The organism is Streptomyces sp. NBC_00503, assembly GCF_036346895.1.
In the GTDB taxonomy this organism is placed as follows: Bacteria; Actinomycetota; Actinomycetes; order Streptomycetales; family Streptomycetaceae; genus Streptomyces.
Window position 1 is genome coordinate 18,327 of record NZ_CP107855.1, and the last position, 25,499, is coordinate 43,825.

The following is a 25,499-nucleotide window of genomic DNA, read 5'->3' on the forward strand; positions in this document are numbered from 1 at the left end:
ATCGCTGCGTACTGCTCGACTCCTCGTTCCCCGGACGCGCCGTCAGGGGGTCAGTGCGGTAGCGACCTGGGCGAGGCGGGCGGTCGGCCAGGCGAAGCGGTTGGCGGGGTTACGGAAGGAGTAGCCACCATCGTTGATCAGGTAGCCGCCCTCGGCCGTGGTCCAGTGCGTGGGGCCCCACTCCCCCTGATGCGCGAGGCGCGCCGCGGCGAGCCTCTCCGGCGCCTCAACGCGGGTGCGGGCGCGCAGCGCCGCGCTCAGGCGCTCGAAGGCCTCATCCGGCACGGCGTCGTCGCCGAATGCCGGGAGCAGGAGCAGTAGTCGGGCGTGGGGGTCGGTGGTGCTGCCGCCGGGCAGGCCGTTGTCCGCTGCGGCGGTCAGCTCGGCCCAGGACAGGCCGGGGCCCATGAAGTGCCCATCGTCCTGCGCCAAGGTCTCGGCCGCGTTCCAGTCAGGGTGGTGCACGAGGTAGTCGATGCCGGCCTCCCCCTCCAAGGCGCGATACACCACATGCAGGCGGTGATCACCGGTCAGCGGCACCGTGAACACGGGCCAGGTGTCGCCGCCCAGCAGCTGGGACAGCAAGGCTCCCGCTTCCAGATCGCGCGTATCGCCCAGATGCAGGTGGACCAGCCAAAACAGGTGGTCGTCCAGGAGTTCGGGCTGGTGGCGGAAGGGGCCTCCGTCATAGCCCGGGATCCGGGCCGGAGGTGTCTGTGGGCTGCTCGTCACGAGGGCCATCATGTCCCCGGCTGCCTCACGAGTGACAGCTGGGGTGCCTGAAGCAATGCGGGACGCACAGCAAGGATATGGATCAGGTACTGAGCCTTACGAAGAGGTGTGCGGGGCGGGCGGCGGCCGTCACCGACGGCGACCTGGCGCAGGTAGTAGCGGTACATCTGACCGGCTCGAATGATCGCGATATCCATCATGGCGACCACGCCACACGGCCCTGATCTGCAAGAAAAGACCGATCAGGCCAATGTCCCGCCAGGCGGGAGCGGCGGCCGAACTTTGTTCACCGGCGCCCGCCAGACGGGAAGCGGCCCCGAGCCGGAAGCATCGGGGGGCGCCAGGCCCGCGCCACGCTGCTCGAGGCCGTCACACGCCACCACCACGCTTACTCGCTTGCCGCCATCGTCGAGCTCGGCGGTGAGCTGGAGCTCCCAGCTACCCGTAACGGGCGCTTCAGGGGCGCGGTCATTCCAGAAGGTTGCGCGGTCAGCGCCGGCCGCCGCCGATGCGGCGGTCGTCGGCCAGTGCAGTCAGGGGGCCGAACTCGCGGGCAAGCTGGTTCCACGTCAGAACCTCGCCACAGCGGGCCGGGAACTCCTTCGGGTTGAACTCGGGCATGGTCCAGGTGCCAGTGCCCCGGTCCCGCAGCCACAGGTCCCCGTCACCGTCGACCACAGTCGGCGGGACCGGTACGGGCTCGGCCTGATCGGTGGGATCCCAGGTGACCCGGCCCGGGTGGGAAACGCGGCGCAGCTCGGTGGTGGCCAGCCGCGCGGCCAAGTCACGGGTGGATTCTTCTGCGTCCTTGACCGACGCGAGTCGGAATGCGTCGTCAAGTACAGGCAGGGCTGGATTCTTGCTGCGCTTTGAACTCATACGCTGACTACCTCCGGTGGGGGGCGTCACATCCGTTATGGCACCCCGTAGAGGAACACGGTATCCGAGGCGGGAGCCGGGCCGGCTACGACATCTGTCCAGGTGGAGGCCCTGGCACACCGGGCGGCGGGGCTAGGTCGTCTCTTTCGGATCTTGCCGGGTCCGCGTCGTCCGGCGCGGTGCCTCGCCGTGCTGCCGGGTCTCCCGCGTACTGGACGTACTCGGGTGACCCGGCAGCGCGGCGAGGTGCGGTGCCGGGCGGCGCGGACCCGGCAAGATCCGAAAGAGACGACCTAGACTAGTGCTGCGTTCCTTAAAGGCAGTAGATGTAGCGGTGTCGTAGGTGTCGGGTTGGTGGTGCGGGTCTGCCCCAGATCCAAGGCCGTGCCCGCTGGTTGAGCTGTGTGGTGGCGAGGGTGGTGGCCTGGGTGATCTCGTCGGGTCCGGCGAAGGTCTGCCCGGCGAGGGCTGCTTTGCGGAAGATCCGCCACCAGGCTTCCTGGAGGTTGAGCCAGCACGCATCGACGGGTATGAAGACGTGCTTGATCCTGGGATGGTCCTCGAGCCAGGCCCGGGTGGAGATGCTGTTGTGCGAGGACAGGTTATCGGTGATCACGTAGACGTCCCCGACCGGGTTGGACATCTCGAGTTTCTGTAAGAACTGCTGGTAGAAGACGCTGTTGCGGGAGGTGGCGGTCATCGTGACCTGCTGTCCGTCCCTCACGCGCAGGCCGCCGTAGACCCAGGTCTTCTCCGGCCCGCGGCCATAGTCGAGCTCCGATTTGATGCGACGGCCGTCGGGTGACCAGCCCGGTGCCGGCGGGAAAGTACGCGGGATCACCGGCCCGAGCTCGTCGACGCAGACGACCGTCGCGCCGTCGGGAGGGTTGGTGTAGAGACCGATGATCCGCGTCCTTTTCCCTCGAAGTCACGGTCCTTCGACCTCACCCAGGAACGGGTATGGCGCCATCGGACACCCTCGGCCAGCAGGATCCGGCGGACCTGGGATCTTCCCACCACGATCCCGGCCTGCCGGGCGGCCTCCGCCAAAGCCTCAAGCGTCCACTGAGATGTCCCCGCCGCATCGTCCGCGGCCAGTTCACCATCCTCGACCCTGGTCAGACGACCCGGAGGGGTTTGTCTGACCAGCGCAACAATCCTTGACCGTTCGGCCTCGGTGATCCGCCGGGGACGTCCGCTGACCGGCCGGTCCTCCAGCCCCTCGAGCCCCAGCTCGTTGAAGCGGTGGAGCCACCACCGCACCGTCTTGGCATGACAGCCGAGCTCCGCCGCGATCGCCGCGACCCGCAGACCGTCCCAGCTCAGAGCAATGATCCGTGCTCTCAAAACCAGATCGGCCGGTGCCTTCCGGGCACCCGCCAGCCTGGCGACCACCCTCTCCTCATCCGGCCCCGAAGCAGCCCGGGCACGCAGCAACGCAGGCACAACCCACCCCCTACCAAACACCCAACAGAGGCTTTATACCCGCAACTTGAGGAAGCAAGCACTAGTGACAGCTGAGGTTTGACACCGCGAGAATGCGGCGCTTCACGCCGTCCCCGGAGACTCTGGGGGAGGGCTCACTGCTGCGCCGACCCTTCCGCGAGGGCGTCCAGCTGCTCCTTGGACCACGAGAGCGCGCCGGCTCGCAGGCCTTCGACCACCGCGCGCACCCACTCCAGCTCCGCGGCCGTCACGGCCCGCAGGTATTCGGTCTCCAGGCGGGTGATGCGTGGGAGTCCCTGCTCCGCCTCTGCGGCCATGGCCGCTTCCATTCCGTCGAGCTTCTCCGTGAGGGCGTCGGCCCGCCGCTCCAGTACGTCTGCCATCTCTTCCGGCGCGAGCAGCAGCAGGTTCGACAGGGCGGCCGGGAACTCCGGGAACTCCTGCTTGGGCGCGGAGAGCATCTCCTCCAGCCAGGCGCGGGCGGTCTCGCGCCCCGCGTCGGTGATTTCGTACACGGTCCGCTCCGGGTACTGCTGATCGCGCCCGGTCTCGCGGACGGCGATCAGTCCGGCGCCATTGAGCCGCTCGATCGTGCGGTAGAGGCTTGCGCGCTGGCTGACGTTGACGACTTGCTCCTTGCCCCAGTCCTTGATCAGGCGCTGGACGCCGTACGGGTGCAGCGGTTTGTAGTGCAGCAGAGCCAGGACGGTCAGGGCGAGCGGGGAGCTGCGGGGGGCAGGTGCGGTCATGGACCTGATTGTAGCCTCAAAAGAACTAGTTGACGAGCTACTAGTTTCACTGCAACTATCGAAATCGTCACCGCAAGACGACCACCCGGCGCACCGCCACCCAGAGAGGAACCACGAGATGCCCACCGAGATGTCCCTCACCGAGCGCATCCACTGCGACCACGGCCTCGTCAAGCACCTTGGCAACTGGACCGGGGCCGGCCGCTTCGAGGTCAAGGCCCGCCATGGCGCAGCCGTCCTCGACCTCCGCTCGCCCGGCCTCCCCGACGACATCGAGATTCACCTCGATATGGACCGGGCCATGGTCAAGCTGCTCGTCGACGACGACACTGCCATCGACCACTGGAACCTGAGCTGGACCGCCCGCGGCAAGATCAAGGACTCCGCGTCCTCATCCAACGGCGACAAGGCGGCTGGCCGCCTTGTCCACCTGTCCGGCTCCGCGACGAACAGCGAGATCCGCATCCACCGCGGTGGCATCGCGATCCTGTCGGCGATGTTCTCCCGTGCGTACGTCCAGGACCTGCGTCGCGCCCACAAGGCCGGCGGCGTACCGACGATCGACGACCCGACAAGGGGGCACCAGTCATGACGAGCATCGGCAAAGCCCGCACCGCACTCATCATCGGGGGCGGGATCGCAGGCCCGGTCGCCGCGATGGCACTGCGTCAGGCCGGCATCGAGGCCGCCGTCTACGAGGCGTACGACTCCACGGCGGACGGGACCGGCGGCGGCATGACCATCGCCCCCAACGGCCAGGACGCCCTCGACGCCATCGGCGCGGGCGGCATCGTCCGCGCCATTGGTACCCCGGTCACCTCCATGGTCTTGCGAAGTGGGACGGGCAAGCAGCTCGCACAGTTCGCCCCGCCTTCGCGCCTCCCCGTCCAGCAGTTCGTCTGGCGCGCCGACCTTTACCGGGGGATCTACGACGAGGCCGAGCGCCGCTCCGTACCCATCCACCACGGCAAACGGCTGACCGGCGCCACGGACACCGGAGGCGGTGTCACCGCGCACTTCGCGGACGGTACGCAGGCGAGCGCCGACGTCCTTATCGGCGCCGACGGGATCCGGTCCACGGTCCGCCCCCTGATCGACCCGGCCGCACCACAGCCGCACTATGCCGGCCTGGTCTCCTTCGGCGCGCGGATGGACGAGTGCGGGCTGCCCTCCACCAACGGCGTCATGTACCTGTGCTTCGGCAAGCGCGCCTTCTTCGGCTACCAGGTCTTTGACGACTCCTCGGCGGTGTGGTTCGCGAACCTGCCGCACCCCACCCCGATGACGGTCGTCGAGGCCCAGGCGATCGGCGCAGAGCAGTGGATGCGCACCCTGCACACCGCCTTCGCCGACGACAGCACCCCGGCCCTGGAGATGATCAACGCTACCGACCCCGGCCGGCTCCTGATCACCGGCCCGATGGAGAACATGCCGAGCGTCCCGACCTGGACCCGCGGCCGCATGACCCTGATCGGCGACGCGGCCCACGCCGCCTCGTCCAGCTCGGGGCAGGGCGCCTCCATCGCCAGCGAAAGCGCCGTTGAACTGGCGCGCTGTCTGCGGGACCTGCCCTACGACCGGGCCTTCGCCACGTACGAACAACTGCGCCGCCCCCGCGTCGAACGCATCATCAAGCTCGGCGCCCGCACGAACAGCAACAAGTCACCGGGCCCGGTCGGCCGGGTGCTGCGCGACCTGCTGATGCCGGTGGGCATGAAACTGATCAACCCGGAGAAGACGGCCTGGCAGTTCGACCACCACATCGACTGGGACGCGAAGGCATCCCCGCTCGCCTGAACCCCGGCCCGCCCTCGGCCATGCCGCCGGGGACGGGCCGGCGCCTGTGACAGGTCCAACCCCCATGTGACGGCCGCGGCCGGCCCCCTGTCCTTCGCCTCGACTCACGCCGGACAGCTCGGAAAAGGACACGGAAGTGAGATGAACTCGTGGGGGACCGGCTGTGAGGCGGGCGCATCTGCGCTGGTCAGCGTCACGCAATGGGACAGCGGAAACGAGAGTCTACAGATAATTGGCCCACCGCCGTCCTAGGACTGGATCAGCTGGTGTTATGTGAAGTCGACGCTGGACAGGCGAGCCTTGTAGAACTGCCCTTCGTACCCGTAACCCTGGAGCTTGCGAGTGCGATCGAAATTGCCGGAGCTGTCGAAGAATTCTATGAAGATGTTCCAGTGGATTTTTGCGTCCACAGCTTGCTGCCAGAACGATTCGCCGGAGGCGATCCGGGCGAAGGACTTTACACCGTCGGACGACGGCTTCATCGGCGTGAGAGCTCCCGTCGACTTGTTGACTCGCAGGACGCTGCCGCCTCCGGTGATCAGCAAGTAGTTGGGGTCACTGTGGTCAGTGTCGAGGCCGTGGCCGTTGAAGGGATGCTTAGGGTCGGGCCACGTGTGCCCCCAGACCTTGACAAGCCGTGCGTCGCGGTGGCTGCCGGTTACCTCGTACTGGGTGAGGGTCCAAGTGCCCAGTGCCCACAGGTGGCTGCCGTCGTACCAGAGGCCGTGTGCACCCTCGTAGTCGATCGTCTGAACCTGGGCGAGTGTGCTGGGGTCGTCCGAGTTGGTGGGCGCGTAGATCGTCAGGCACCCCGGGTAGCCGCCGGGGCTGCGCGTTTCCGAGGAGGCGGTCACGATGACGCCGATGTCGGGTATGCGTTCGATCGAGTGCGGGTTGCCGTTGGGCGTCGCCTGCCAGAGCAGCCCGTCGCCGTCACCCATGTTCACGATGCCGACCTTGCCACCGGAGGCGGTGACCAGGGCGACCCAGCCGAACGCCGTGGTGTTGCGGAACTTGACGTCGGACAGCATGTTCCAGGCATCCCCGGCGGGTGCCTTCCATTGCCATAACTGAGTGGCCGGAGTCCAGTCCACATCCGGGGCGACGGGATGAATGAGGATCTGGTTGCGCCCCTGTTCACAGACGGCCACATGGTAGACGCTGGCCGCCTTTGCGCTGGTCGGCATCGCCAGTGATGCGAGCGGCGCGCCGACAGCTGCGGCTGCGGTGCCCTTCAGAAGTGTTCTGCGGTCCACGAGTTCTCCCGAGATGATCCTGCTGAGCCATGGTCAGTCGGCAAACCTACCGCTCCCGCGATTCGAACGATCGTTTCTGAGACGCCAATTCGGCTCCTGCTCATCGACAGCCATCGGACGGGCGGCTGGGCGTTATGGGCCGTCACCCGACAAGATGCGATACCTACTGCTGTGACCGGGAAGGTTCGCCGGGTTGGGTGGTCAGGCCGCGGCTGGTAGGGGTCTGCCGCCCCAGCGGACACCCTTCTCGCTTTGGATGAGGGGACGTTCACGTCGCCGTGCGGCCAAAACGTCCGGGTGCCGGGTGTGCTTGTTGCGCCAGCGCAGGTGGGCATGCAGGGCCTGGGTCTGGACGGTGTGGTTGGGGTGGTTGGAGTTGGCGAGGGTGAACTGTCGTAGTGGTCCGAAGTGGGCTTCGATGGAGTTGGCCCAGGACGCGTAGGTCGGGGTGAAGCGCAGCTCGACCTTGTTCCGGACCGCCCACCTGCGGATTTTCTAGGCACTGTTTCTCGGATCTCCTGACGTGAGTGGGGTGTTGGGGTCAGGCTTGCCGTATGGGCCGTGGGGATCTGACGAACGCGGAGTGGGACCGGCTGGAGTCGTTCCTGCCTCCTGGTGGTGCTCGTGGAGGCCGGTGGAGTGATCACCGCCGGGTCATCAAGTGGGCTTGATCCGCTTTGACGGACATCGGAGATCAGGGGCTTTGGCCCCGGAAGGATGATGTTCATCATGGAGAGCATGGGGAAGAAGAAGCCGCGCCCTCGCCGCTCGTTCACGGCGGAGTTCAAGGCCGAGATCGTCGAGCTGTGCCGGCGGGGCGACCGGTCGGTCGGTCAGGTCGCCAGGGATTTCGAGCTGACCGAGACGGCAGTGCGGAGCTGGGTGAGGCAGGCCGAGGTCGACGCCGGCGAGCGGGACGGCCTGACCAGCAGCGAACGCGAGGAACTGGCCGCACTACGGCGGGAGAACCGCAGGCTGCGCGAGGACGTCGACATCCTCAAGCGTGCGACGGCCTTCTTCGCGACGGAGACCCGGTGACGGTGCACCCGTTCATCGAGGCGGAGAAAACCGCAGGTCACAACGTCAAACGGACGTGTGAACTCCTCAAGGTCTCCCGGACCGCCTACTACGCCCGCCGCACTGGCACCCCTGGCCCCCGGGCGGTGCGGGACGCCGAGCTGACCAGTCAGATCACCGCTGTTCACCAGCAGTCCCGCGGCACCTACGGTGCCCCGCGCGTTCACGCCGTCCTCAAGCGCGAGGGCGCCGACTGCGGACGCCACCGGGTCGCACGGCTGATGCGCCAGGCCGGCTTGACCGGCAGGCACCGACGACGCCGACACCGCACCGCCATCCCCGACCCACACGCCTCCACCCGACCTGACCTGGTGCTTCGCAACTTCCAGCCCGATTTCGCAGCTCTCGACACCCGCTGGTGCGGCGACATCACCTATTCCGGAGTTAAGAGCGGTTCGGCGGGGAGGGATCTCGTCGGGGTTGTTCGAGTGATGGCCAGCCGGCGCCGAGACGATGCCTGTTGTCGTCCTGCTCCATGAGGGCTCTCGTGAGACCGCGTGAGTATCGGTGCCTGCATGGTCACCACCCAGCTGGCTGCCGTAGAGCGCCAGCTGGGTGTCATGGGTGCTCGTAGTGGTGTGTTGCGTGGGCATCGGGCGGATGCCTGTGTCTGACCTGGCCCGGAGGCCTAATGGCAGATCGTGCGGCGTCCGGTGTCCTCGCAGCACACCACGTACGAGGTGCTGGTGTTGGTGCCCGCGGGTGCCGGACGGATGCCTGGACATCACCCGGTCCTGTGCCTGGATATAGAGCGGCGGCGTCCGGCACCTGCGAGCGTCAACACCAGCCCCTTGATCACTCGTTGGCGTTGGCGGTGCGAGCCCGCGCCACGGTGACCTCTCGAAAAGCCCGAGCCGGTTCGAGCTCCCGCATAGACCGAGGCCCTTGGCGTGAGCTGATGCCACGAACAGCTACTGAGGTGGCGGACCAGTCGATACGGCTGAGTCCTGGGATTAGGTCGCTGCGTGGTTCCGCACGAGCTCGTGACCAGCACAAACCGCACCATGGGGAGGATATTTTGATCTACTGCGGCATCGACTGGGCGGAGAAGACACACGACGTCGCCCTGGTCGACGACAGCGGCCAGCTCCTGGCCAAGCGGCACATCACTGACGACAGCGCCGGCTACCGGATCCTGCTCGATCTGCTCGCCGAGTACGGCGACACAGCGGAATCCCCGATTCCCGTCGCGATCGAAACCGCCCGCGGCCTGCTGGTGGCTGTGCTGAGGACCGGTAAGCGCCAAGTATTCGCGATCAACCCGATGGCCGCCGCCCGCTACCGCGACCGGACTTCCGTCTCCCGCAAGAAGTCCGACCTGGGTGACGCACTCGTACTGGCGAACATTCTCCGCACGGACATGCACGCCCACCGGTCCGTGCCCCAGGACAGTGATCTGAGCCGTGCCGTCGCTGTCCTCGCCCGAGCCCAGCAGGATGCGACCTGGAACCGCCAGCAGCTCTCCAACCAGCTGCGATCCCTCCTGCGCGAGTACTACCCCTCCGCTCTGGCCGCCTTCGATCCCTGGCGCAACGGACTGTGCCGGCGAGAAGCCCACGAGCTCCTCAAAGCAGCCCGGACACCGGCCAGGGCCGCACGGCTCACGCTCATGCAGCTACAGGCGGCACTCAGGCGGGCCGGCCGTCAGCGCGGAATCGAGGCCGAAGCCGAGCGCCTCCAGGAAGTCTTCCGGGCGGACTGGGCCCACCAGCCGCATCTGGTCGAAGAGGCCCTCGGCACGCAGATGCTCGCTCTCCTCATCCAGCTGGAAGCCGCATGCATGGCCGCCGACGACCTTGCGAAGGCGGTCGAGGAGATGTTCCCCCAGCACCCGGACGCTGAGATCATCCTCAGCTTCCCCGGTCTGGGCATCCAGCTCGGCGCCCGGGTACTCGCCGAAATCGGAGACGACCGCAAGCGCTTCGCCGACGCCCGCGGCCTGAAGGCTTACGCCGACGCCTCGCCCATCACCAGGGCCTCTGGGAAGAAGTCGAGCGTCACACGCCGGTGGGTCAAGAACGACCGGCTCAACCATGCCGGCTACCTGTGGGCCTTCTCCACGATCACCTCCTCACCGGGCGCCAAAACCCACTACCGCAGGCGCCGCGATGACCACGGAGACTGGCACGCATCCGCCCAACGCAACCTTTTCAACCGCATGATCGGCCAGCTCTACCACTGCCTCCAGCACGGCCGGCTCTATGACAAAGCACTGGCTTTCCCCACCTCGCACGACGAAGTGGACACAGTGGCCGCATGACCAGGGCCGCCTAGTGGCCTGGGGACGTCACCCAGGAGGCAAAGCGCTGATCAGGGCCCACATCATCGCGCCAGTAGCGCAGGACGGTTTCCTGGACGATGTCGAGCCGCTCAGCGGCGACGAGGTATGACACGGCCCCCTGCCCGCCTGCATCGGCCTCGAAGGCGACCACGACGGCCGGTTCGCAACCGAGCTGACGGGTCACCTTCAGGACCTCGTCAGGCGACGGCGTGCGGAAAATCGGATCCTGAAAGGACGACGGACAACTGACGAAGAGCGGCTCTCCGAACCGCAGCTCCAGGCCGTGGTGGTAGGTCAGGTCGTAGTCAGCGGCAAGCACGAGCTGTCCGCCGTCCCAAGCAGTGACTTCCCAGTCCCACCAGGACCCTTCAGGAAGTTGGATCGCAGCACGCGCTCCCCCGACATCCACGCTCTACCCCTCAACCCGTTCGAACAGATCGACAGGCTACACAGCGATCCGAGGCCCACGGCTTGACGAGTTACCCGCCTGAGGTGTCTATATCGCCACGAACGAGGGCTGGCTCTATCTGGCCACCGTGATCGACATCGCCTCACGCCGCGTCGTCGGCTGGGCAACGGCCGACCACCTGCGAACCGAGCTCGTCGCCGACGCACTGCGGACCGCCTGCCGGACCCGGCGGCCGGCCGGGCCGGTGATCTTCCACTCCGACCGCGGCTGTCAATACACCAGCCGTGAACTCGCCTTGTTGGCCGCAGAGTTCGGCATTCGTCTGTCGGTCGGACGCACTGGGCAATGTTGGGACAACGCGCTCGCGGAATCGTTCTTCTCGACCCTCAAGAACGAGCTGGACGACACCGGCCCCTGGCCGAGCCGGGCTGCCGCACGCACCGTGATTTTCGAGTGGATAGAGAGCTGGTACAACTTGCACCGGCTCCACAGCAGCCTCGGCTACCGCAGTCCTGCCGAGTACGAGGCCGCCCTCGCCGCCTGACCACCACACCAAAGGTGTCCGTCAAAGCGGAACAAGCTCAGAAGAATCCATGACGCCCATCAGGTGGGTGAGGCAGCTGACCGCCGCTGGTAACGCGGTGTGCTCCTTCAGGGCCGCGTGAGCCGCGGATCATCTGCGCTGGGGCGTCGATAATGAGTAGTGCTCAGTGGGCCGGTCGTAGGGCCGGATGGAGGGTGAGGCGGTTGTCGGTGGGGTGGTGGCCTTCTGGGCTGAAGGGGGGCACTGTCGCGGGGAGGCAGTCGGCGATGAGCAGGCAGTCGTGGTGGCGGTCTTCGGCGGTGGCGGCGATGAGGGGTTCGCCGTCGGGTGCCCAGATGCCGGAGTTGCCCTGGTACTGCCAGGCGCCAGCGGGGACCTGTTCCCAGCCGCGGCGGTTGGCGTAGGCGATGAACAGGCGCCAGATGCTGGCCATGGCCGGGATGATGTGGCGGGTGGCGTCCTGGTAGGGGACCTGGCTCATGGTGCCGTCGGCCAGGCGGAAGTGGAAGTCAGCCGCCGTTGGTCCCAGAACGATCTTGGCGCCCTGTTCGGCGAGGTACTGGTAGAGCGGCGGGAATTCGCACTCGTAGCAGTTCAGCACGCCCACCCCGATGCCGTTGATGGTCACGACGGGCGGCAGTTCCTGGCCGAAGGAGTAGTTGCGCCGCTCGGCGGCCCCGTACAGGTGGGTCTTGCGGTAGTTCGCCACCACCAGCCCATCGGAGCCGATCACGCTGATCGAGTCGTAGAAGGTGTTCCCGTCACGCTCGGGGTAGGGCAGGACCACGGCCAGACCATGCTCCTTGGCTACCAGCCGTGCCCGCTCGATGGAGGGGCCCTCGCGGTGCTCGGCCAGCTCCCGGCACTCCTCGGGGCCGATCGCGTAGCCGGTGGTGTACTTCTCCGGGAACACCACCGTCTGGCAGCCGTAGTCCGCCGCCAGCGCGGCCACCTCGGCCAGACGCTCCAGGTTCTCCCCCACCGCCTCCCGGCTCCCGACCGGACCCTGCCCCTGGTACAGGGCCACCCGCAGCCCTTCACCGAAGGCCGGCGCAGCACGCCGGGCAGAGCGGAACACGACACGAACAGGCTGTGACATCAAGAAAGGGATCCTTCCGTGACCGGCGGTCCGGGCGACCGCCGCCGCAGCATGAACGATTCCCCTCACTGCCGGACACCAGGACTGGGCCATAAGGGATGGAACCCGCGCCCGGTCCGCTATGGTCCCCCGCCCCTCGATGATCACCTGCCCCGATCCGAAGCTGACACGTGCGGCTTCGACACCCCGGAGGTGCGGTGGCCGCTGTCAGCCGGCGGCCGGCGGGCCCGCCGTCGGCTGCTCAGGTCTGCGCGGGCAGCCGTACTCCCGGAGGCTGTTCGAGCCGGTTCAGGGAGCGGTAGAGGCCCTCGACCATGCGGGCCCGGCTCTGTACGTGCGCCAGGATTCCGAGTGCCGAGGAGGCCACCGAGATGCGCCGGGCCGTCTCCTCGAGCGTGTACCCGAGCAGCTCCCCCAGCTCGGACCCGAGCGGTAGCTGTCGGACGCGTTGCGCCAGCTCCTCCCGGACCACCCGGGCATGACCGGTCAGCTCCAGTGCGGCCAGGTCCATGCCATCGGCCGGTGGGGCCGTGACCGCGGTCCAGGTGAGCACCTCCGCCGTCAGCAGCAAGTGGACCTTCCGGTCCGGCGGCAGGCCATGGCCCAGCATCCCGTCCGGGTCGTGCACGAAACCCACACCGGCCACCACAACACCCCCACCACGTCCGGGTCAGTACGCCTGACAGCCCAACAGGATCAGCACCGCCAACCAGCCGCCACGGCGACCACCTGCCGCTCTTGCGACCATGATGGCCTGTCAGATGTGCCTGCACCCTGCTCTTCACACGCTGGCGCCACTGGATGCGCGAGCCGCGTCAACGTCTCCAGGCGCCAAGCAGCACCCGGCGCGGCTCACGCTCCCGGCCCTGCCGAGAACAGCGCCATCCCTACCCTCCTGTGTGCGGGGTACACGGTCGCGCCCGGCAGTCCGGGGAGGGGGTGGTCTGCCGGGCGCGCGGTACCGGGGCGGTCCTGTCACCGCACACCGGATGCCACAAGCTCCAGGGAACACAGCCGGCGCCGGGGGAAGTCCGTGCGCGCCTGGGGAGCTCACCCCGTTCAACGACGAGGAAGAGAATCGGTTCTGCGCAGGTGGATAAACCACCGTCACTCGTCCGGCTTGCGCTCGTTGACGGGGTACGGGATATGCACACCCGTACCCGGTACCGGGCAGCCGGGTGCGGGCCCGCATTCACGCGGCCCGGGCCCCAGCTGGGGTCTGCTGGAGGAAGAGCCCGGCAGACCCCGGCGGGTGGACGAGCGGGGTCAGGCTGGGGTGATGTTCTCGGCCGCCGAGGACCGCACCCGTCTCAGGGTCACCGACGTCGACCCCGACGCCCTGCCGGCCCCCCAGCCGGACTCCCTCAACCTCCCTGACACCCTGCCAGCTGTCCCGGAGCGGTCCGCCCCGGCTACCCGGGCTCCCAAGGCCGCCGCCAAAGCCGTCATCGACGTGGCCGTCGGATACACCCAGGCAGCCAAGGACGGCCTCCGGACCGGCGAAGGCTCCGGCCTCCCCTCGTGGAAATGACGGCCCCGGCAGGTCGAGGACGAGATCCGTACCACCGTCGCGCAGATGAACCGTGCGTTCGCGATCAGTGAAGTCAATGCCGAGGTGCGCCTCGTGCGCATCTTCGAGGTCCCCCGCCTTCTACGGCAGCGAGGACCCCGGGGAGGTCCTCAAGCAGATGGACGCAGGCACCGGCCCCATCGGCCGGCTCGCCCGGCAGGTACGAGATCAGTCCGCCGCGGACCTGGTCTCGGTACTGACCAATGTCTCCAAAGGCGACGGCGAGTACACCGCGGGACAGGGCGACCTCCCCCAGAACGAGAACGGCGTCTACACTGCTCCCTCATGACAGACCAGTAACGCGGCCTTCAGCAGCATCGACGTGTTCTCCGCCATCGACGGCGAGCCCGGCTTCGCCCACGAGCTCGGGCGCAACCTCGGCCTGATGCACGACGAGCGCACCATGAAGGGCCAGCTCCAGTCGATCGCGGACGCCAACGACGTGTCCGTCGACTAGGTCAAGCGCGCCCTCAACATCCCGCCGGTCCCCGCGGGCCAGGGGTACATCACCCCCAACGCCAAGTGGTTCACCACCATGGCCTACAAGATCACCTGCCAGCCCTACGCCGAGCAGATCGGCGCTCCCTCCCCCAGCTGCCAGTACACCAACACCTACTCCACCCCCCGCCTCAGCGACGGGACGACTCCCGTCGACGAACGCAACACCGCCGACGCCGCCACGGCACTCAACCAGACCGCCCCCGTCATCGCCGCCTACCAGACACCCAAGACCAACTAGCCAAGGCTGATACCCACCGCCGGCGCCCTGGGTACTGCAGCTATGCGCACGCAGGCAGCACCCCTTCCCCACTGCCCACGGCCCGCCCTGGGGAAGGGGCCCACCCACAACCGCGGTACGGTCTGTCGGAGGGAAAGCTGCGGGCCCTACACCCCGGTGTGCGGACCGGGCGCAGCCGCACCCGCGCCCAGGGCCCACGCCAGCCCCACGGAGTGCTCGCCGAGCTCCGCCTCCTTGCCCTGCCGGCGCCTGTGGACGGCTCGGCGCACCGTATGGCACGGTGCGGACGAAGTCGGGGACGACGAGGCATGGTCCGACGAGGAGCGTCTTGCCCGACCGCTGCGTCTGCGACCAGGCCATGGCCGCCCTCAAGATCTGGCGCATGGTACGAGGGGTCCGCTGCAGTAAGAACTGCATGACCGGCGGTACTGACGGCCGGACAGTTCTGCCAACCCGTACAGGACGGTCCGCTCGGCCCCGGCGGCTCGCCCGGCGCCCCGGCGGGGTCCTCTCCTGCTGAAGCACACAAGACACCGCCGCGTGCGTTGCGCTCCCGCCCTCTGGACCGTGCGCCGTCATGGGCCTCAGCGCACCCCGCGATCCCGGACCACTCCCCTGGGTGGTTTGGGGTGTATTGGGCGGGCGGTGCGGCGATACCCCATCATGGGGAAACGATTCACTTCCCGCTGGACAGCATCGAAGCAGGACGGATTCCCGCCCCAGGATCCTGCCCCGTCACGCGCCCTCCCTCGCCGGTCCCCCGCTGCCGGCCGCACACCGGGCCAGCGGGCCACAGCACGTCCGCACAGGTCCGGCAAGGAACGCGGTACACCCCCGCGCCCCACACCCAGTGACGTCCTGGACCCTGTGAAAGACGGTGACCTGTGACCCAGCGCTGCACCGGGTTTATCCAGCACTACAACCGCCAGGCCGGTTACGGCTTCCTCATCCCCCTGGGCCATAAGGAACCGCTCTACTTCGAGGAAGCCGACCTCGAAGGCGGGTACAGAGGCCTTTCCATCGGCCAGCAGGTCACCTTCGTCTTCGCGCTCGGAGAAGGACGCTTCGTCGCCAAGGAAATCCGCACCTGACAGCCGGCCAGCTTCCGGGCCTGCCGGGCACTCTGCAGGCCCCATCCGGAATCAGACGGATCGTCGCCGCCAGCCTCATCGGGACCACCATCGAGTGGTACGACAACTCATCCGATCAGAGCTACCACCTGCGGGTTTCCCGCACACAGGACGCCTGAACCAGCACCGAACCAGCACGGGATCCGGAGTCTCCCGCTCCACCTCCACCCGACAGCACACCGGCACCCCCGGCAAGGACATCAACGACGCACCCCGCGTCACGCTCCGTAGACCAAGGACCCGAGAGCTCCCGAGCAGGCGCCACCCCGGACCCTGTTGAAGGTGGCTGGTGCGACGGTGATCGCGTCGGCGGGCTGAAGGACCGTGCCTCGCCGGGTGCGAGTCAGTCTGAACGGACGGGGGAGCCGATGCGGCTCTCGATCGCGCAGGCATCGAGAAGGGACAGGCCTCCGGGTTAATGGCGCTTCCGGCATCCCGGCTCCACTCGTGCGCGATGTCGATCAGTTTGCCGACGTCGCCCGCGGTCCCGGCCACACAGACGATGACGTACAAGAATGGCTTGCGCTGCCCTCGGTCACGTGGGTACCCAGCAGGCGGCTGAAGTGGCGGAGCTCCGGCAGCGTACGCCGACGGGCCCGGGCTGCCATGTCGGCGCCCGGGCCGTCGACGTAAGCACTGGGCACAAGACCGGCCCGTACCGTCCACCCTGAACCCGACCACAGCAACGAGGTCGGGCGCACTTCGCCGCCGGGGTGCCACTCCAGCACGGCCGATACGACGTTGAGGAGGGCTCGCTCCTCTCCCCCTCTGGGCGGCCTGGGCCAGTGGGTGCACGGCCCGGCGGGTACGCCCCGAATGCGCCGGGGCGTTGTGTGGTCTACAGAGGGCCGTAGAGCCAGTTGCCGTCGGCGTCGGGGTCTTCGCTGGTGAAGAACTCGATGACGGCGACGCGGATCTCCTCGGGCTGCAGGCGGCCGTCGCCGTCGCGGTCGAGGCGCTGGAAGGCCTTCGCCATGTCCTGTGGGCTGATGCCACCGATGGCCTGTCCGAGCTGGGTGTACTCGTCGAGGTCGAGGTGCCCGTCGCCGTTGGTGTCGAAGAGGGAGAACCAGGCGGCAACGGCGGCGTGCATCGTGCGGAGGAAGGCCTTGGGGTCTTCGGCGGTGGCTGCGCGGATGCCGCGTTCGTATTCGGCTGTGTCCAGGCGGCCGTCGCCGTTCTCGTCCATCTGCCCCAGGTGCGCCTCCCAGATGCGGAGCAGTGCCTCGCGCAGGGTTTGGATCTTCTCCGGCTGCGCGGCGAAGGGAACGGCCAGGGCATCTGCGAGGGCGGGCAGGTCGGCCATGGTGAGGTAGCCGTCCTGGTCGACATCCAGGAGGTTGAACATGTGCTGCAGCTTGCGGGTGAGGATGGGAGTGGCGGTGGTGGTCACAACTGGTTCTCCTTGTGGGCTGGTTGGACTGTCGGCACATTCCGGGTCCGTCAGGACGGTGCACAGGTTAGGGGCCAACGCAGGAGGGCGAACGCTGTCGGCAGGGGCGTATGCCCGTTCCCACATGCGATCTGAGGCCCGCCCGACCTGCGTTTCTCCGAAATTCCCAAAGCCGAGTGGAGCGAGGGGACCAAGGAAATTTTCACCCGAACCGGTACACGTGATGCCTCGATGAACCGGCCGGCGCGGACGGCAGGCCGCTGACCGAAGTGCCGAGGCCTCCTACGGCTCGCGCTTGGGCAGCGGCTACCTGTGCACAGGCCCGCGTTGGCTATAGGGCGGGGAGGACTCGGGTGGCTGTGAGGTGGTCGAAGACGCGGGTGAAGAAGGCCTGGTCGGAGGTGGGGCAAGGGATGTTGAGTGAAGCGAGGGCGCGGCGGGTGGCCCGGCTGTGAACGTGGGGTGCCTGGTAGTCGGCTGGGGTATCGAGGAGGTAGTGCACGGATTTCCAGAAGGAGATGATCGTGGCGGCCGCACTGTGGGCCTGGTTGTCGTCGAGAGCGCGACGCCATGAGGTGGTGTCGCACAGGTCGAGACGGTGGCCGTAGTTCCTGGCGTGGGTGAAGAGGTCACTGATGATCAGCGGGATCGGCTCGATGAGGTGGTAGGTGCGGCCGGTCGCCGGGAGCTGGGAGAGGGCTACCAGGGCGCGGGCGACGTAGTCGACGGGAGCGACCGGCGCTTGTGCGGCTGTGGTGGGGGCCAGGCCCACGGTGATCGCCGCGCGGAGGATCCGGGTGAAGAGTTCCCCGGGGTCGGTGGCTCCGGTCCTGCTGTCCCCCAGGATCAGTCCGGGGCGGTAGATCGTGACCGGCAAGTCGGTGGCGGCCTGCCGGACTTCGAGTTCGCTGGTGATTTTGGTGCCGGAGTAGTCGATGGAGCCGGCCATCGGTGCCGAGGGGATGTCCTGCTCGTCGACTTCGGGATGGCCGGCGGAGTGGGCCTCGGCGAACACACCGAGGGAGGAGACGTGGTGGACGGTCTTGGTCCTGCGGTGTCGGGCGAAGCCGAGTACCTCGCGTGTGCCGCCGATGTTGAGGGGGGCGATGTCGTCGTACCCGGCGGCCAGGTTGGTGGAGGCGCCGCAGTGGTACACGGCACTGGTCGTCTCCGCCAGCGCGTCGTATTCGGCTGGGGTGATGCCGAGACGGTGCTCGGTCAGGTCGCCTCGCACGACGCGCAAGCGAGGTGATTCCAGGTCCGGGGCGGCGGCCTTGCGCATGCGGGCGCGCAGGCGTGCCTGGGCGCGGACTTGGTCCGTTCCGCGGACGAGGCAGTACACGGTTGCCCGGGTCTGCCGCAGGAGTTCGGCGCACAGGTAGGGGCCGAGGGTGCCGGTGGCGCCGGTGACGAGCACGGCGTCGTTCTTGCGTGGATCGGTCATCGCAGGGCGCCGGTGGTTGCGGAGGGTCGGCTGGTGGCGGCGAATTCGTCGGGGGTGAGGTACTGCCCGGTCTGCTGGTGGAACTGGCCCAGCACGGCTCCGGACAGTCCGGTGACGCGGGCGATGGTCGAGCCGTCGGGGGCGATTGCGATGCCTTCGCCGTCGGTGGTGGGTGTGTAGAGCATGTCGACGGGTGTGCCGGTCAGGGACGCGTCGGTGTGTCCGCCGTACAGGTCGATGCGTGCGAGCCGGCTGGGCACCATGACGGGGGTCCATTCTTCGACGGTGTTGCCGATGGCGACCAGCCCGCACAGTGCGTCGAGCAGGATCGAGGGTACGACGAAGTCCCTGAGCCACCGGGTGTCGAGGGCGGGGTCGAGGAAGAAGCGTGCGCTGGCGCCTTGGGCGTGCAGCCGGGGCGGGCCCGAGCTGGCGAAGACCCCGGACAGCAGGGTGAGCGGGTTGTCGGCCTGGTAGGGGTTGATCATTGTTCGTGTGCGGTCCGGGCCGTCAGGCTGACCGGCCGGCGGGCCGGTCTGTGGCCGGTCGCGCAGTCGGACGGTCATGGAGGAGTACCGTTTGCCGGCGATGAGGAGGCGGCCGTTGGGGGCGACCACGTCGCCGGCGATGTGCACGTCGACGGTCGTCTCGTGTTCGTCGGTGGAGCGGACCGTGGCCACGACGCGTTTGTGTTCGGGGCGTTGTGGCCGGTAGACGCGCAGGAAGCCGTGCAGGCTCAGGTCCTGGAAGCCCACCGGCACCTTGTGGGGGGAGAGGCGGATGGCGGCTTCGGCGGCCATCTCCAGCATCACCAGGGCCGGCAGGGTCGGGATGCGGTGGATCAGGTGGTCTTTGAGGTAGGCGTCGCGGTCGAGGTCGAAGGTGCGGTAGACGGTCAGCGAGTCGTTGCGCCGCTCGCCGACCTCGTCGACGTAGAAGTTCGGACTGTAGGCGAATCGGGACCGGTCGCCGTGGACGAGGTGATCCTGCTCGACCGGGCCGAGCAGCAGCGGGGCGGGCTCGTCCTGGGAGAGTTCGGCGGTGAGGTGGCGGATGCCCTCGCTGGTGGTCATGCCGGTCAGGCCGGTCCGGCGGGTGACGTACTCGTGCTCGACGGGGGTCGAGGCCCGGCCCGCCTCGGACCACAGGCCGAAGCCGATCGTCGTCTCCGCTTCTCCTGTTGCGGCCAGGTGGCGGGCGGCGGTGCTGAGGAAGTCGTTCGCCGAACAGTAGGCGGTCTCTCCGGGCTGGCCGATGATGCTGGAGACGGATCCGAAGGTGCACCACATGCGGGGCGGCCGTGCCGTGAAGGCTGCCTTCAGGTTGAGGTACCCGAGGACTTTGGTGTCCCGCACCGTGCGGAAATCGTCTAGGGAGAGCTTCTCCACGTTGCCCGGCTGGAGTACCCCGGCGACGTTGAGAAGCAGGTCCACCGGGCCGGCGGCGGTGATCGCCGTCACGACTTCACGTACTGCGACGGCGTCCCGAACATCGCACTGGTGGTAGCTCACCCGGTCCGGGCCGCAGTGGCGGCGCAGCTCGGCAAGCGTCTCCCGTACGGTGCGTCGGCGCAGGATCCGGTCGAACTCGGCGTTGGCCGCACCGGGCGAGACCCGCTGAGGGCCGGTCGTGCGCCGGCGGATGAACTCGCGGCGGTCGAACCAGGCCTCGGGCGCTTCCTCGCCCAGTGTGGTGGTCCCGAGTACGTGGATCGTCGGAGCGTGCTGGCGTGCGATCGCCATCAGTGCCTCGGCACCGATGCCGCGCGCCCCGCCGGCGGCGACCACCACGCTGTCACGGCTGAGCGGTACCGGGTGCGGCTTCGCGTCGGCCTCGGTGACCTGGAGGATCATGCGACTGCCGGCGACCTGGTAAACGTCCGGTAGGAAGCGGGCGTACGCCGATTCGCGCTCCGCGTCCCGCCAGGCCGCCTCCGCGTCGCCGCCGGAGTGGACGAGCACGAACACGAGGGCCGTCGGGAACTCTTCCGCGAGCGCTCGGGTGAAACCGGTGAACAGGCCGCTGAAGGGGTGGGGCACCTGGTCTTCGCCGATGCCGCCCAGGACGACCATCACGAAGGATTCCAGGCGTGCGGCCATCTGCTGCGCAGCCAGGGCGATGGTTTCGTGCAACCGCAGCAGGTGCGCGACGCGCGGATGGTCGCCGGCGGCGGGGAAGGGGACCGGGCCGAGGTCGACGACGACCCGCAGGTGCCGCGCGTCGTCTTGCGTGCCCGTCCAGGTGCTTTCGTCGTCGGTCAGGGTGCGGCAACGGCCGGGGGCCATGGGCAGCACGGCACGTACGGGGGTGCCGGGCTGCGGCATGATGACCGGGAGGTGGCGCCGGACCTTGTCGGGCTGGGCCTGGCTGCCCCCGCGGCGCAGGGTCAGCCGGTGGGGCGGCCGCTGGGGGTCGGGCTGCCTGTGAAGACGCAGTTCGGGGGCGTCGCCGCTGAGAAACGCGATGAGTTCGCTGAGCCCTTCGGCGCCCGCGTGGGTGGTGCTGGGCATTACTGGTCCACTTCCGCTACGGCCAGGATGGGCAGTTGTTCGGCGCGGGCGACGGACTCTGTGGTGACGGCGAGGAGCACCGCGCCTTCGCCGACCGCGTCACCGCCCGTCACTCCGGCCCATCCGGGCAGGGTGTTGCCGTGTGCGGCGCCGACGAGTGCAAGGCTGAGATCGCCGCCGCGCAGGTAGAGGGCCCCGGTGTCGATCGCTTCGATCAGGGAGCCCTCGCCGGCGTCGACAACGATGTTGAGACCGCGCAGGTCGAGATGGTTCGACAGGCGGGAGGCCACGATGTTGGGCATGGTCGAGGGGTGGGACTCGGCCACCGGTGCGGGGATCAGCGTCGTGACCGTCTTCCGGAGCCTCTTGAGGGCGGCGGTGCTGTGACGGTCCGTGGCCTTGAGGGAGTGCTCGATCGCGTCGAGATAGGTACGCATCCGGTAGTGCACCGATCCTCGGCTGTGCCCGGTGTGCCCGATGATCACACCGGTGGTGTCCCGGTGCCGCTCGCAAGCCTCCCTTACCGGCTGCGGCAGCCTCCTGAAGCACTCGAGGAGTGCCAACTGGGTGCGGTCCATGGTCCGCACCACGGGGCCCGGCATGCGCAGCTCTGTGACGGGCGGGCGCGGGTAGCCCTCCCCCCAGGATCGGGCCGGGCCTCCTTCGCGGGCCCATCGCACGACGTCCTCGAGATCGGCCGCGCCCGGTACGGTGGCGGCCCAGCCGACCACGACCAGGTCCTCCATGCTCGGCGACGCGAGCGGGGCAGGCGCCGGGTGGCCCGAGCGGTGCTCCTGAATGACCAGGTGGGCGTTCGTGCCACCGAAGCCGAAGCCGGACACCGCCCCGATCCGTGGACCGCCGGAACGCTCCGGCCAGGCGGTGGCCTCTGTCGGCACGCGCAGCGAACCGGCCACCGAGGCCGGCACCGCGCGATGTCGGTGCTGGGGAGGCACGGTGGCGTGGCGCATCGCCAGCAGCAGGTTGATCACCGATACCGCACCCGCCGCCCAGCCGGTATGACCGATCAGTGACTTGTTGGACGTGGCCAGGACCGGCCCGTAGCACTCCTGGAGGCTGGTGAGCTCGGACAGGTCACCGGCGGGCGTACCCGTGGCATGTGCGACGACGTAGCCGATGTCCTGCGGCTCCAGGGCTCCCTTGGTCAGTGCGCGGCGCACCGCTCGGGACTGCGCCTGACTGGACGCGGCATAGATGGCCTTGCCCCGCCCGTCGGCCGAAAGACCCGTGGCGCGAACGATCCCGTGGACCGTGTCTCCGTCGGCCGTTGCCCTGCTCAGCCGCTTGAGTACGACCACGGCCGCGCCGTCCGAGAACAGAGCACCGTCGGCGCGCTCGTCCAGGGCGTGCACCACACCGCTGGGAGACAACCCGCTGAGCTTGGAGAACAGCACCGCGTTGCCCGCCGTGGCCTCGAACGCACCGCCACAGACCGCGATCTCGCAGGCCCCGGCCATCAGCTCGCGCATACCGAGGTCGATCGCGTACAGCGAGGACGAACAGGCCGTGTCGACCAGCCTGAGCCTGGCCTCCGCGGGCAGGATGCCGGCAGCTGCGGCGCCGACGAGTTGCCGCGGTGTCATCTGGCCGTCGACCGACCAGTCGAGGCCGGCGAGCTTCTGTGCCAGTTTGCGGTCCGTGGCGGTTTCCGAAGCGACGAGCAGGCGACGGATCTCCTCGATCACCACCGCCTCTTCCTGTCGCTGACCGCTCTCGGGGGTCGTTCCCAGGACGAGACCGAATCGGTCGGACGGCTTGCGAGCGACACCGTCCATCGCCTGATGCAGGCTGTGACGCAACCAGTCACCGACACGGCCGTCGTCGGGCCGACCCTGCTCGCGCTCGGCCCGGAGCCTGTGGTGCGGCTCGAAGTCGGTGATGAACCCGCAGACGGCCTGGTAGGTCTTGTCCTCCGCGGCACGGTCCGGATCGGTGAAGCTACCGCCTTCCGGAAGGCCGGGCCACAACTGCCCAGGCGGTTTCGTCAGCAGGTCACCGCCTTTGAGAAGCACCTCCCAGAACGCCTCCGGCGAGGAAGCGCCCGGGACCACGAGCCCCATGCCCACTACCGCGATCGGGTCCGCCTCGCCCTCCGCGCTGAAACTCGACAGCGCCGCCGCCCGGCTCTCGGGCTGCGCCGCGGATCGGGGCTCGACGTGCGGCACGAGCGGGGTCTCCGGCCGCCGCGCGGACGGCTCGGGCACCCGGCCGCCCGAGCGGTGGCTGGTGGTGAAGCCTCCGTCGGTCAGGATGCGCTGACCGGTGACGAACCGGGCACCGTCACCGACCAGGTAGGCGACGACCTCCGCCATGTCCTGTGCGTTGGCGAGCCTGCCCAATGGCGTCCCGGACAGGGTCTGGTCCCGGAAGGCTTCCGGGTTGGGGAACATTCCCAGTGCCGGACTCTCCACCGCACCCGCCGACACGGTGTTCACGGTGATGCGGTCCACCGCGTACTCCGCTGCCAAGTACCGGGTCAGCGCCTCCAGAGCCGCCTTGGAGACCCCCGTGGCAAGGTAGCCCTCCAGCGCGAGCTCGGCACCGATCGAGGACACGTTGACGATGGCGCCGCCGCCGGCAGCGGCCATCAGCGGCCGGGCCAGCCGTGAACACCACAAGGCCCCCTTGATGTTCGTCGCAAGGACCCGGTCCAAGTCCTCTTCGGTCAGTTCGTCGGCCGGACCGAAGACGCCGACCGCGGCATTGTTGACCAGGATGTCCAGGCGGCCGTGGCGACTCCTGATCTCCGCGAACATGCGCTCCACGTGCTCGGCCTTCGCCACGGACGCGTGGAGCGTCTCCGCGACCAGGCCCCGATCACACAGCGACGCCACCTGGGACTTCGCCTGGGCGTACGAATGGAAGCAGTTGACCAGGACCGTCGCACCACGCTCCGCCAGCGTCTCGACGATGGCCGATCCGATATGCCCCGCTCCCCCGGTGACCAGCGCGACCCGCCCCGCCAGACCGGGCCCCGTCACCGGCTGCTCCGGCTCAGCTCGGTGACAATGAGGTCCACCACGGAGTCCACGGTCGCCCTGGCACCGAGGCTTCCGCCCGCGGGCGATGGCAGGTCGAAGCGGGTCACCAGCCGGGTCACCAGTTCCGTCTGCCTGAGCGAGTCGATACCCAGGTCCGCCTCGAGTTCCGATTCACCGGTGAAGACCTCCTCGGGGTACTCCAGAGCCTCGGCGAAGATCCCGCGCAGCGTGGCCAGTACGTCCTCCCGCTCCGCCGACTCGACCCGCACGACCGCTTCCGGGAGCTTCGTTCCCGTGCCCTTGGCCACTTCTGCTGGCCGTCGCGCCGTCGGTACCGAATCAGCCGCATCGGCATCGAATCCGACCGGTTCGGAGTCCTGGCGCCCACCGCGGAGGAAATCGACGACATGGCGGATGCGCACGTCGGCATCACCGCCGCGCAGCGGGGCCAGGCAGGTGGCGTTCGAGCTGATCTGACTGACCAGAGAGGTGAGCGCCGACCCGCCTCCGAGTTCCAGGTAAATCGCGGCCCGCCCGCGGGACAACTGCCCGATCGCCGATCCGAACCGCACAGGCTGCACCAGATGAGCCGAAAGGAGTTCGGCCAGCCTGTCGCTGTCCCGGTAGAAACGCCCGGTGATCGGAGAGAACACCGGAATCTCCAAAGGCTGCTGCCGAAGCCCGGCCGCCTTCTCGGCGAACAGCGACCCCATCCCAGCCAGCAGACGGTTGTGGAACGGATAGGGAGAGGTCAGAACACGTGTATCGATCCCCAGTGCTGCGGCGACACCGGCCAGCCGGCCGACAGCGTCCGAGGAGCCCGACACCACGGTCTGGCCATGGCCGTTCTCCACCGCCACGGTGAGCGTTGCCTCACCGAGCAGATCCAATACCAGGCCCGCCCGCTCCCTGTTGCAGGACAGCGACAGCATCCGGCCACCAGGCGGCCCCAGCACACCGTCCTCTGCCAAACCATGCAACAACGCACCCCGGTGACACAGCATCCGCACGCCGTCAGCAAGGGAGTAGGCGCCCCCGCACACCAGCGCCGCGAACTCCCCGAAGCTGTGCCCCAGCAGGATCTCCGGCCTCACGCCACGCGAGGCGAGCACCCGAAAGATGCTCACCGACACCCCGAACGTCGCCAACTGCAGGACATCCGGATCGCGCGTCAGCAGCTCATCGGCTTCGGGCGCATTCGCCCCGAACACGAGCGGAGTGACCTTCCGCCCCAACGACTCTGTGGAGATCGTGTCGATCGTTTCGAAGACCTCTGCGACGTTCGCGTCTTCGCGCTGCCGAAAGGCGTCCAGGCATCCGCGTCGATAGCTGCCCTGCCCCGGTACAAGTCCCACCACTGTCTCAATGCCCTCGGGGATGCCCACAGTACCGATCTCTCCTCACGCGACGGCCGCACATCACTAGCCATCACACAACGACTG

General features: G+C 68.3%; 26 protein-coding genes and 2 pseudogenes. 12 read left to right on the forward strand and 16 right to left on the reverse strand.

Features of this window, described 5'->3' with window-relative positions:
• Positions 1–42: 42 nt before the first annotated feature.
• The 5 genes from OG490_RS00085 to OG490_RS00105 all read right to left on the reverse strand — a co-directional run bounded on the left by OG490_RS00085 (position 43) and on the right by OG490_RS00105 (position 3,806).
• Positions 43–732, reverse strand: coding sequence for a hypothetical protein (locus OG490_RS00085; RefSeq protein WP_330294203.1), 690 nt, complete (start codon positions 730–732; stop codon positions 43–45).
• Positions 733–1,221: 489 nt separating this feature from the next.
• Positions 1,222–1,515, reverse strand: a complete 294-nt coding sequence (locus tag OG490_RS00090) for a hypothetical protein (protein WP_330294204.1) — start codon at positions 1,513–1,515, stop codon at positions 1,222–1,224.
• A gap of 409 nt (positions 1,516–1,924) precedes the next feature.
• Positions 1,925–2,452, reverse strand: a complete 528-nt coding sequence (locus tag OG490_RS00095; protein ID WP_330294205.1) for a transposase — start codon at positions 2,450–2,452, stop codon at positions 1,925–1,927.
• Positions 2,449–3,006, reverse strand: coding sequence for a helix-turn-helix domain-containing protein (locus OG490_RS00100; RefSeq protein WP_330294206.1), 558 nt, complete (start codon positions 3,004–3,006; stop codon positions 2,449–2,451). Before OG490_RS00100 ends, OG490_RS00095 begins: the two co-directional genes overlap by 4 nt.
• A gap of 185 nt (positions 3,007–3,191) precedes the next feature.
• On the reverse strand, positions 3,192–3,806 hold the full coding sequence (locus OG490_RS00105; RefSeq protein ID WP_330294207.1) for a PadR family transcriptional regulator: 615 nt from the start codon (positions 3,804–3,806) through the stop codon (positions 3,192–3,194).
• A 118-nt stretch (positions 3,807–3,924) separates the two neighbouring features.
• Between OG490_RS00105 and OG490_RS00110 the strand changes: the two genes are divergently transcribed.
• Together OG490_RS00110 and OG490_RS00115 are read left to right on the forward strand one after the other, a co-directional pair.
• Positions 3,925–4,398 (forward strand): hypothetical protein, encoded by a 474-nt coding sequence (locus tag OG490_RS00110; RefSeq protein ID WP_330294208.1) that lies wholly within the window; start codon positions 3,925–3,927, stop codon positions 4,396–4,398.
• Positions 4,395–5,603, forward strand: coding sequence for an FAD-dependent oxidoreductase (locus OG490_RS00115; RefSeq protein WP_330294209.1), 1,209 nt, complete (start codon positions 4,395–4,397; stop codon positions 5,601–5,603). Before OG490_RS00110 ends, OG490_RS00115 begins: the two co-directional genes overlap by 4 nt.
• A 269-nt stretch (positions 5,604–5,872) precedes the next feature.
• Here the strand turns inward: OG490_RS00115 and OG490_RS00120 are convergent, their stop codons facing one another.
• Together OG490_RS00120 and OG490_RS00125 are read right to left on the reverse strand one after the other, a co-directional pair.
• A complete protein-coding gene (locus tag OG490_RS00120; protein ID WP_330294210.1) occupies positions 5,873–6,859 on the reverse strand; it encodes a hypothetical protein in 987 nt (328 codons plus the stop codon).
• 201 nt (positions 6,860–7,060) lie between these two features.
• Positions 7,061–7,354 (reverse strand): annotated as a pseudogene (locus tag OG490_RS00125) (IS630 family transposase); the annotation flags it as partial.
• 59 nt (positions 7,355–7,413) lie between these two features.
• On the opposite strand from OG490_RS00125, the pseudogene OG490_RS00130 reads away from it, so the two are divergent.
• The 4 genes and pseudogenes from OG490_RS00130 to OG490_RS00145 all read left to right on the forward strand — a co-directional run.
• Positions 7,414–7,518, forward strand: a pseudogene (locus OG490_RS00130) (IS5/IS1182 family transposase); the annotation flags it as partial.
• Between the two features lie 70 nt (positions 7,519–7,588).
• Entirely contained in the window at positions 7,589–7,897 is a 309-nt protein-coding gene (locus OG490_RS00135) for a transposase (RefSeq protein WP_443059179.1), read from the forward strand.
• Entirely contained in the window at positions 7,894–8,415 is a 522-nt protein-coding gene (locus OG490_RS00140) for an IS3 family transposase (protein WP_330294211.1), read from the forward strand. The genes OG490_RS00135 and OG490_RS00140 overlap by 4 nt, the downstream gene beginning before the upstream one ends.
• Before the next feature lie 539 nt (positions 8,416–8,954).
• Positions 8,955–10,196 carry an IS110 family transposase gene (locus OG490_RS00145; RefSeq protein WP_330300720.1) on the forward strand — a complete coding sequence of 414 codons (1,242 nt, stop codon included), beginning with the start codon at positions 8,955–8,957 and terminating at the stop codon, positions 10,194–10,196.
• 10 nt (positions 10,197–10,206) lie between these two features.
• Here OG490_RS00145 and OG490_RS00150 read toward each other — a convergent pair whose 3' ends face one another.
• Positions 10,207–10,626, reverse strand: a complete 420-nt coding sequence (locus OG490_RS00150; RefSeq protein WP_330294212.1) for a hypothetical protein — start codon at positions 10,624–10,626, stop codon at positions 10,207–10,209.
• A gap of 91 nt (positions 10,627–10,717) precedes the next feature.
• Between OG490_RS00150 and OG490_RS00155 the strand changes: the two genes are divergently transcribed.
• Entirely contained in the window at positions 10,718–11,170 is a 453-nt protein-coding gene (locus tag OG490_RS00155) for an IS3 family transposase (RefSeq protein WP_330300721.1), read from the forward strand.
• 163 nt (positions 11,171–11,333) lie between these two features.
• Here OG490_RS00155 and OG490_RS00160 read toward each other — a convergent pair whose 3' ends face one another.
• Both OG490_RS00160 and OG490_RS00165 read right to left on the reverse strand, forming a co-directional pair.
• Positions 11,334–12,269 (reverse strand): nitrilase-related carbon-nitrogen hydrolase, encoded by a 936-nt coding sequence (locus OG490_RS00160; protein ID WP_330294213.1) that lies wholly within the window; start codon positions 12,267–12,269, stop codon positions 11,334–11,336.
• A gap of 241 nt (positions 12,270–12,510) precedes the next feature.
• On the reverse strand, positions 12,511–12,906 hold the full coding sequence (locus tag OG490_RS00165; RefSeq protein WP_330294214.1) for a restriction endonuclease: 396 nt from the start codon (positions 12,904–12,906) through the stop codon (positions 12,511–12,513).
• A gap of 642 nt (positions 12,907–13,548) precedes the next feature.
• Between OG490_RS00165 and OG490_RS00170 the strand changes: the two genes are divergently transcribed.
• From OG490_RS00170 to OG490_RS00185, 4 genes are all read left to right on the forward strand, one after another.
• Positions 13,549–13,800 (forward strand): hypothetical protein, encoded by a 252-nt coding sequence (locus tag OG490_RS00170; protein ID WP_330294215.1) that lies wholly within the window; start codon positions 13,549–13,551, stop codon positions 13,798–13,800.
• A gap of 157 nt (positions 13,801–13,957) precedes the next feature.
• On the forward strand, positions 13,958–14,128 hold the full coding sequence (locus tag OG490_RS00175; protein ID WP_330294216.1) for a hypothetical protein: 171 nt from the start codon (positions 13,958–13,960) through the stop codon (positions 14,126–14,128).
• Positions 14,129–14,161: 33 nt separating this feature from the next.
• Complete coding sequence (locus tag OG490_RS00180) at positions 14,162–14,296, forward strand: hypothetical protein (protein WP_330294217.1); 135 nt, start codon at positions 14,162–14,164, stop codon at positions 14,294–14,296.
• 78 nt (positions 14,297–14,374) lie between these two features.
• Complete coding sequence (locus tag OG490_RS00185; RefSeq protein ID WP_330294218.1) at positions 14,375–14,578, forward strand: hypothetical protein; 204 nt, start codon at positions 14,375–14,377, stop codon at positions 14,576–14,578.
• Positions 14,579–14,724: 146 nt separating this feature from the next.
• Here the strand turns inward: OG490_RS00185 and OG490_RS00190 are convergent, their stop codons facing one another.
• Positions 14,725–14,847, reverse strand: coding sequence for a hypothetical protein (locus OG490_RS00190; RefSeq protein ID WP_330294219.1), 123 nt, complete (start codon positions 14,845–14,847; stop codon positions 14,725–14,727).
• 615 nt (positions 14,848–15,462) lie between these two features.
• Between OG490_RS00190 and OG490_RS00195 the strand changes: the two genes are divergently transcribed.
• Complete coding sequence (locus OG490_RS00195) at positions 15,463–15,669, forward strand: cold shock domain-containing protein (protein WP_330294220.1); 207 nt, start codon at positions 15,463–15,465, stop codon at positions 15,667–15,669.
• Positions 15,670–16,546: 877 nt separating this feature from the next.
• Here OG490_RS00195 and OG490_RS00200 read toward each other — a convergent pair.
• From OG490_RS00200 to OG490_RS00220, 5 genes are all read right to left on the reverse strand, one after another.
• Positions 16,547–17,101, reverse strand: coding sequence for an EF-hand domain-containing protein (locus tag OG490_RS00200; RefSeq protein WP_330294221.1), 555 nt, complete (start codon positions 17,099–17,101; stop codon positions 16,547–16,549).
• A gap of 331 nt (positions 17,102–17,432) precedes the next feature.
• Entirely contained in the window at positions 17,433–18,545 is a 1,113-nt protein-coding gene (locus OG490_RS00205) for a thioester reductase domain-containing protein (protein ID WP_330294222.1), read from the reverse strand.
• Positions 18,542–21,055, reverse strand: coding sequence for an SDR family NAD(P)-dependent oxidoreductase (locus OG490_RS00210; protein WP_330294223.1), 2,514 nt, complete (start codon positions 21,053–21,055; stop codon positions 18,542–18,544). Before OG490_RS00210 ends, OG490_RS00205 begins: the two co-directional genes overlap by 4 nt.
• A complete protein-coding gene (locus OG490_RS00215) occupies positions 21,055–24,057 on the reverse strand; it encodes an SDR family oxidoreductase (protein ID WP_330294224.1) in 3,003 nt (1,000 codons plus the stop codon). Before OG490_RS00215 ends, OG490_RS00210 begins: the two co-directional genes overlap by 1 nt.
• Entirely contained in the window at positions 24,054–25,442 is a 1,389-nt protein-coding gene (locus OG490_RS00220) for an acyltransferase domain-containing protein (protein ID WP_330294225.1), read from the reverse strand. Before OG490_RS00220 ends, OG490_RS00215 begins: the two co-directional genes overlap by 4 nt.
• Positions 25,443–25,499 lie beyond the last annotated feature (57 nt).

Bases quoted from the DNA above. Each gene is read 5' to 3' on its own strand.
- OG490_RS00105 (WP_330294207.1), bottom strand. From the start codon at position 3,806: ATGACCGCACCTGCCCCCCGCAGCTCCCCGCTCGCCCTGACCGTCCTG.
- OG490_RS00110 (WP_330294208.1), top strand. From the start codon at position 3,925: ATGCCCACCGAGATGTCCCTCACCGAGCGCATCCACTGCGACCACGGC.
- OG490_RS00115 (WP_330294209.1), top strand. From the start codon at position 4,395: ATGACGAGCATCGGCAAAGCCCGCACCGCACTCATCATCGGGGGCGGG.
- OG490_RS00135 (WP_443059179.1), top strand. From the start codon at position 7,589: ATGGAGAGCATGGGGAAGAAGAAGCCGCGCCCTCGCCGCTCGTTCACG.
- OG490_RS00160 (WP_330294213.1), bottom strand. From the start codon at position 12,269: ATGTCACAGCCTGTTCGTGTCGTGTTCCGCTCTGCCCGGCGTGCTGCG.
- OG490_RS00170 (WP_330294215.1), top strand. From the start codon at position 13,549: ATGTTCTCGGCCGCCGAGGACCGCACCCGTCTCAGGGTCACCGACGTC.
- OG490_RS00175 (WP_330294216.1), top strand. From the start codon at position 13,958: ATGGACGCAGGCACCGGCCCCATCGGCCGGCTCGCCCGGCAGGTACGA.
- OG490_RS00185 (WP_330294218.1), top strand. From the start codon at position 14,375: ATGGCCTACAAGATCACCTGCCAGCCCTACGCCGAGCAGATCGGCGCT.
- OG490_RS00205 (WP_330294222.1), bottom strand. From the start codon at position 18,545: ATGACCGATCCACGCAAGAACGACGCCGTGCTCGTCACCGGCGCCACC.
- OG490_RS00210 (WP_330294223.1), bottom strand. From the start codon at position 21,055: ATGCCCAGCACCACCCACGCGGGCGCCGAAGGGCTCAGCGAACTCATC.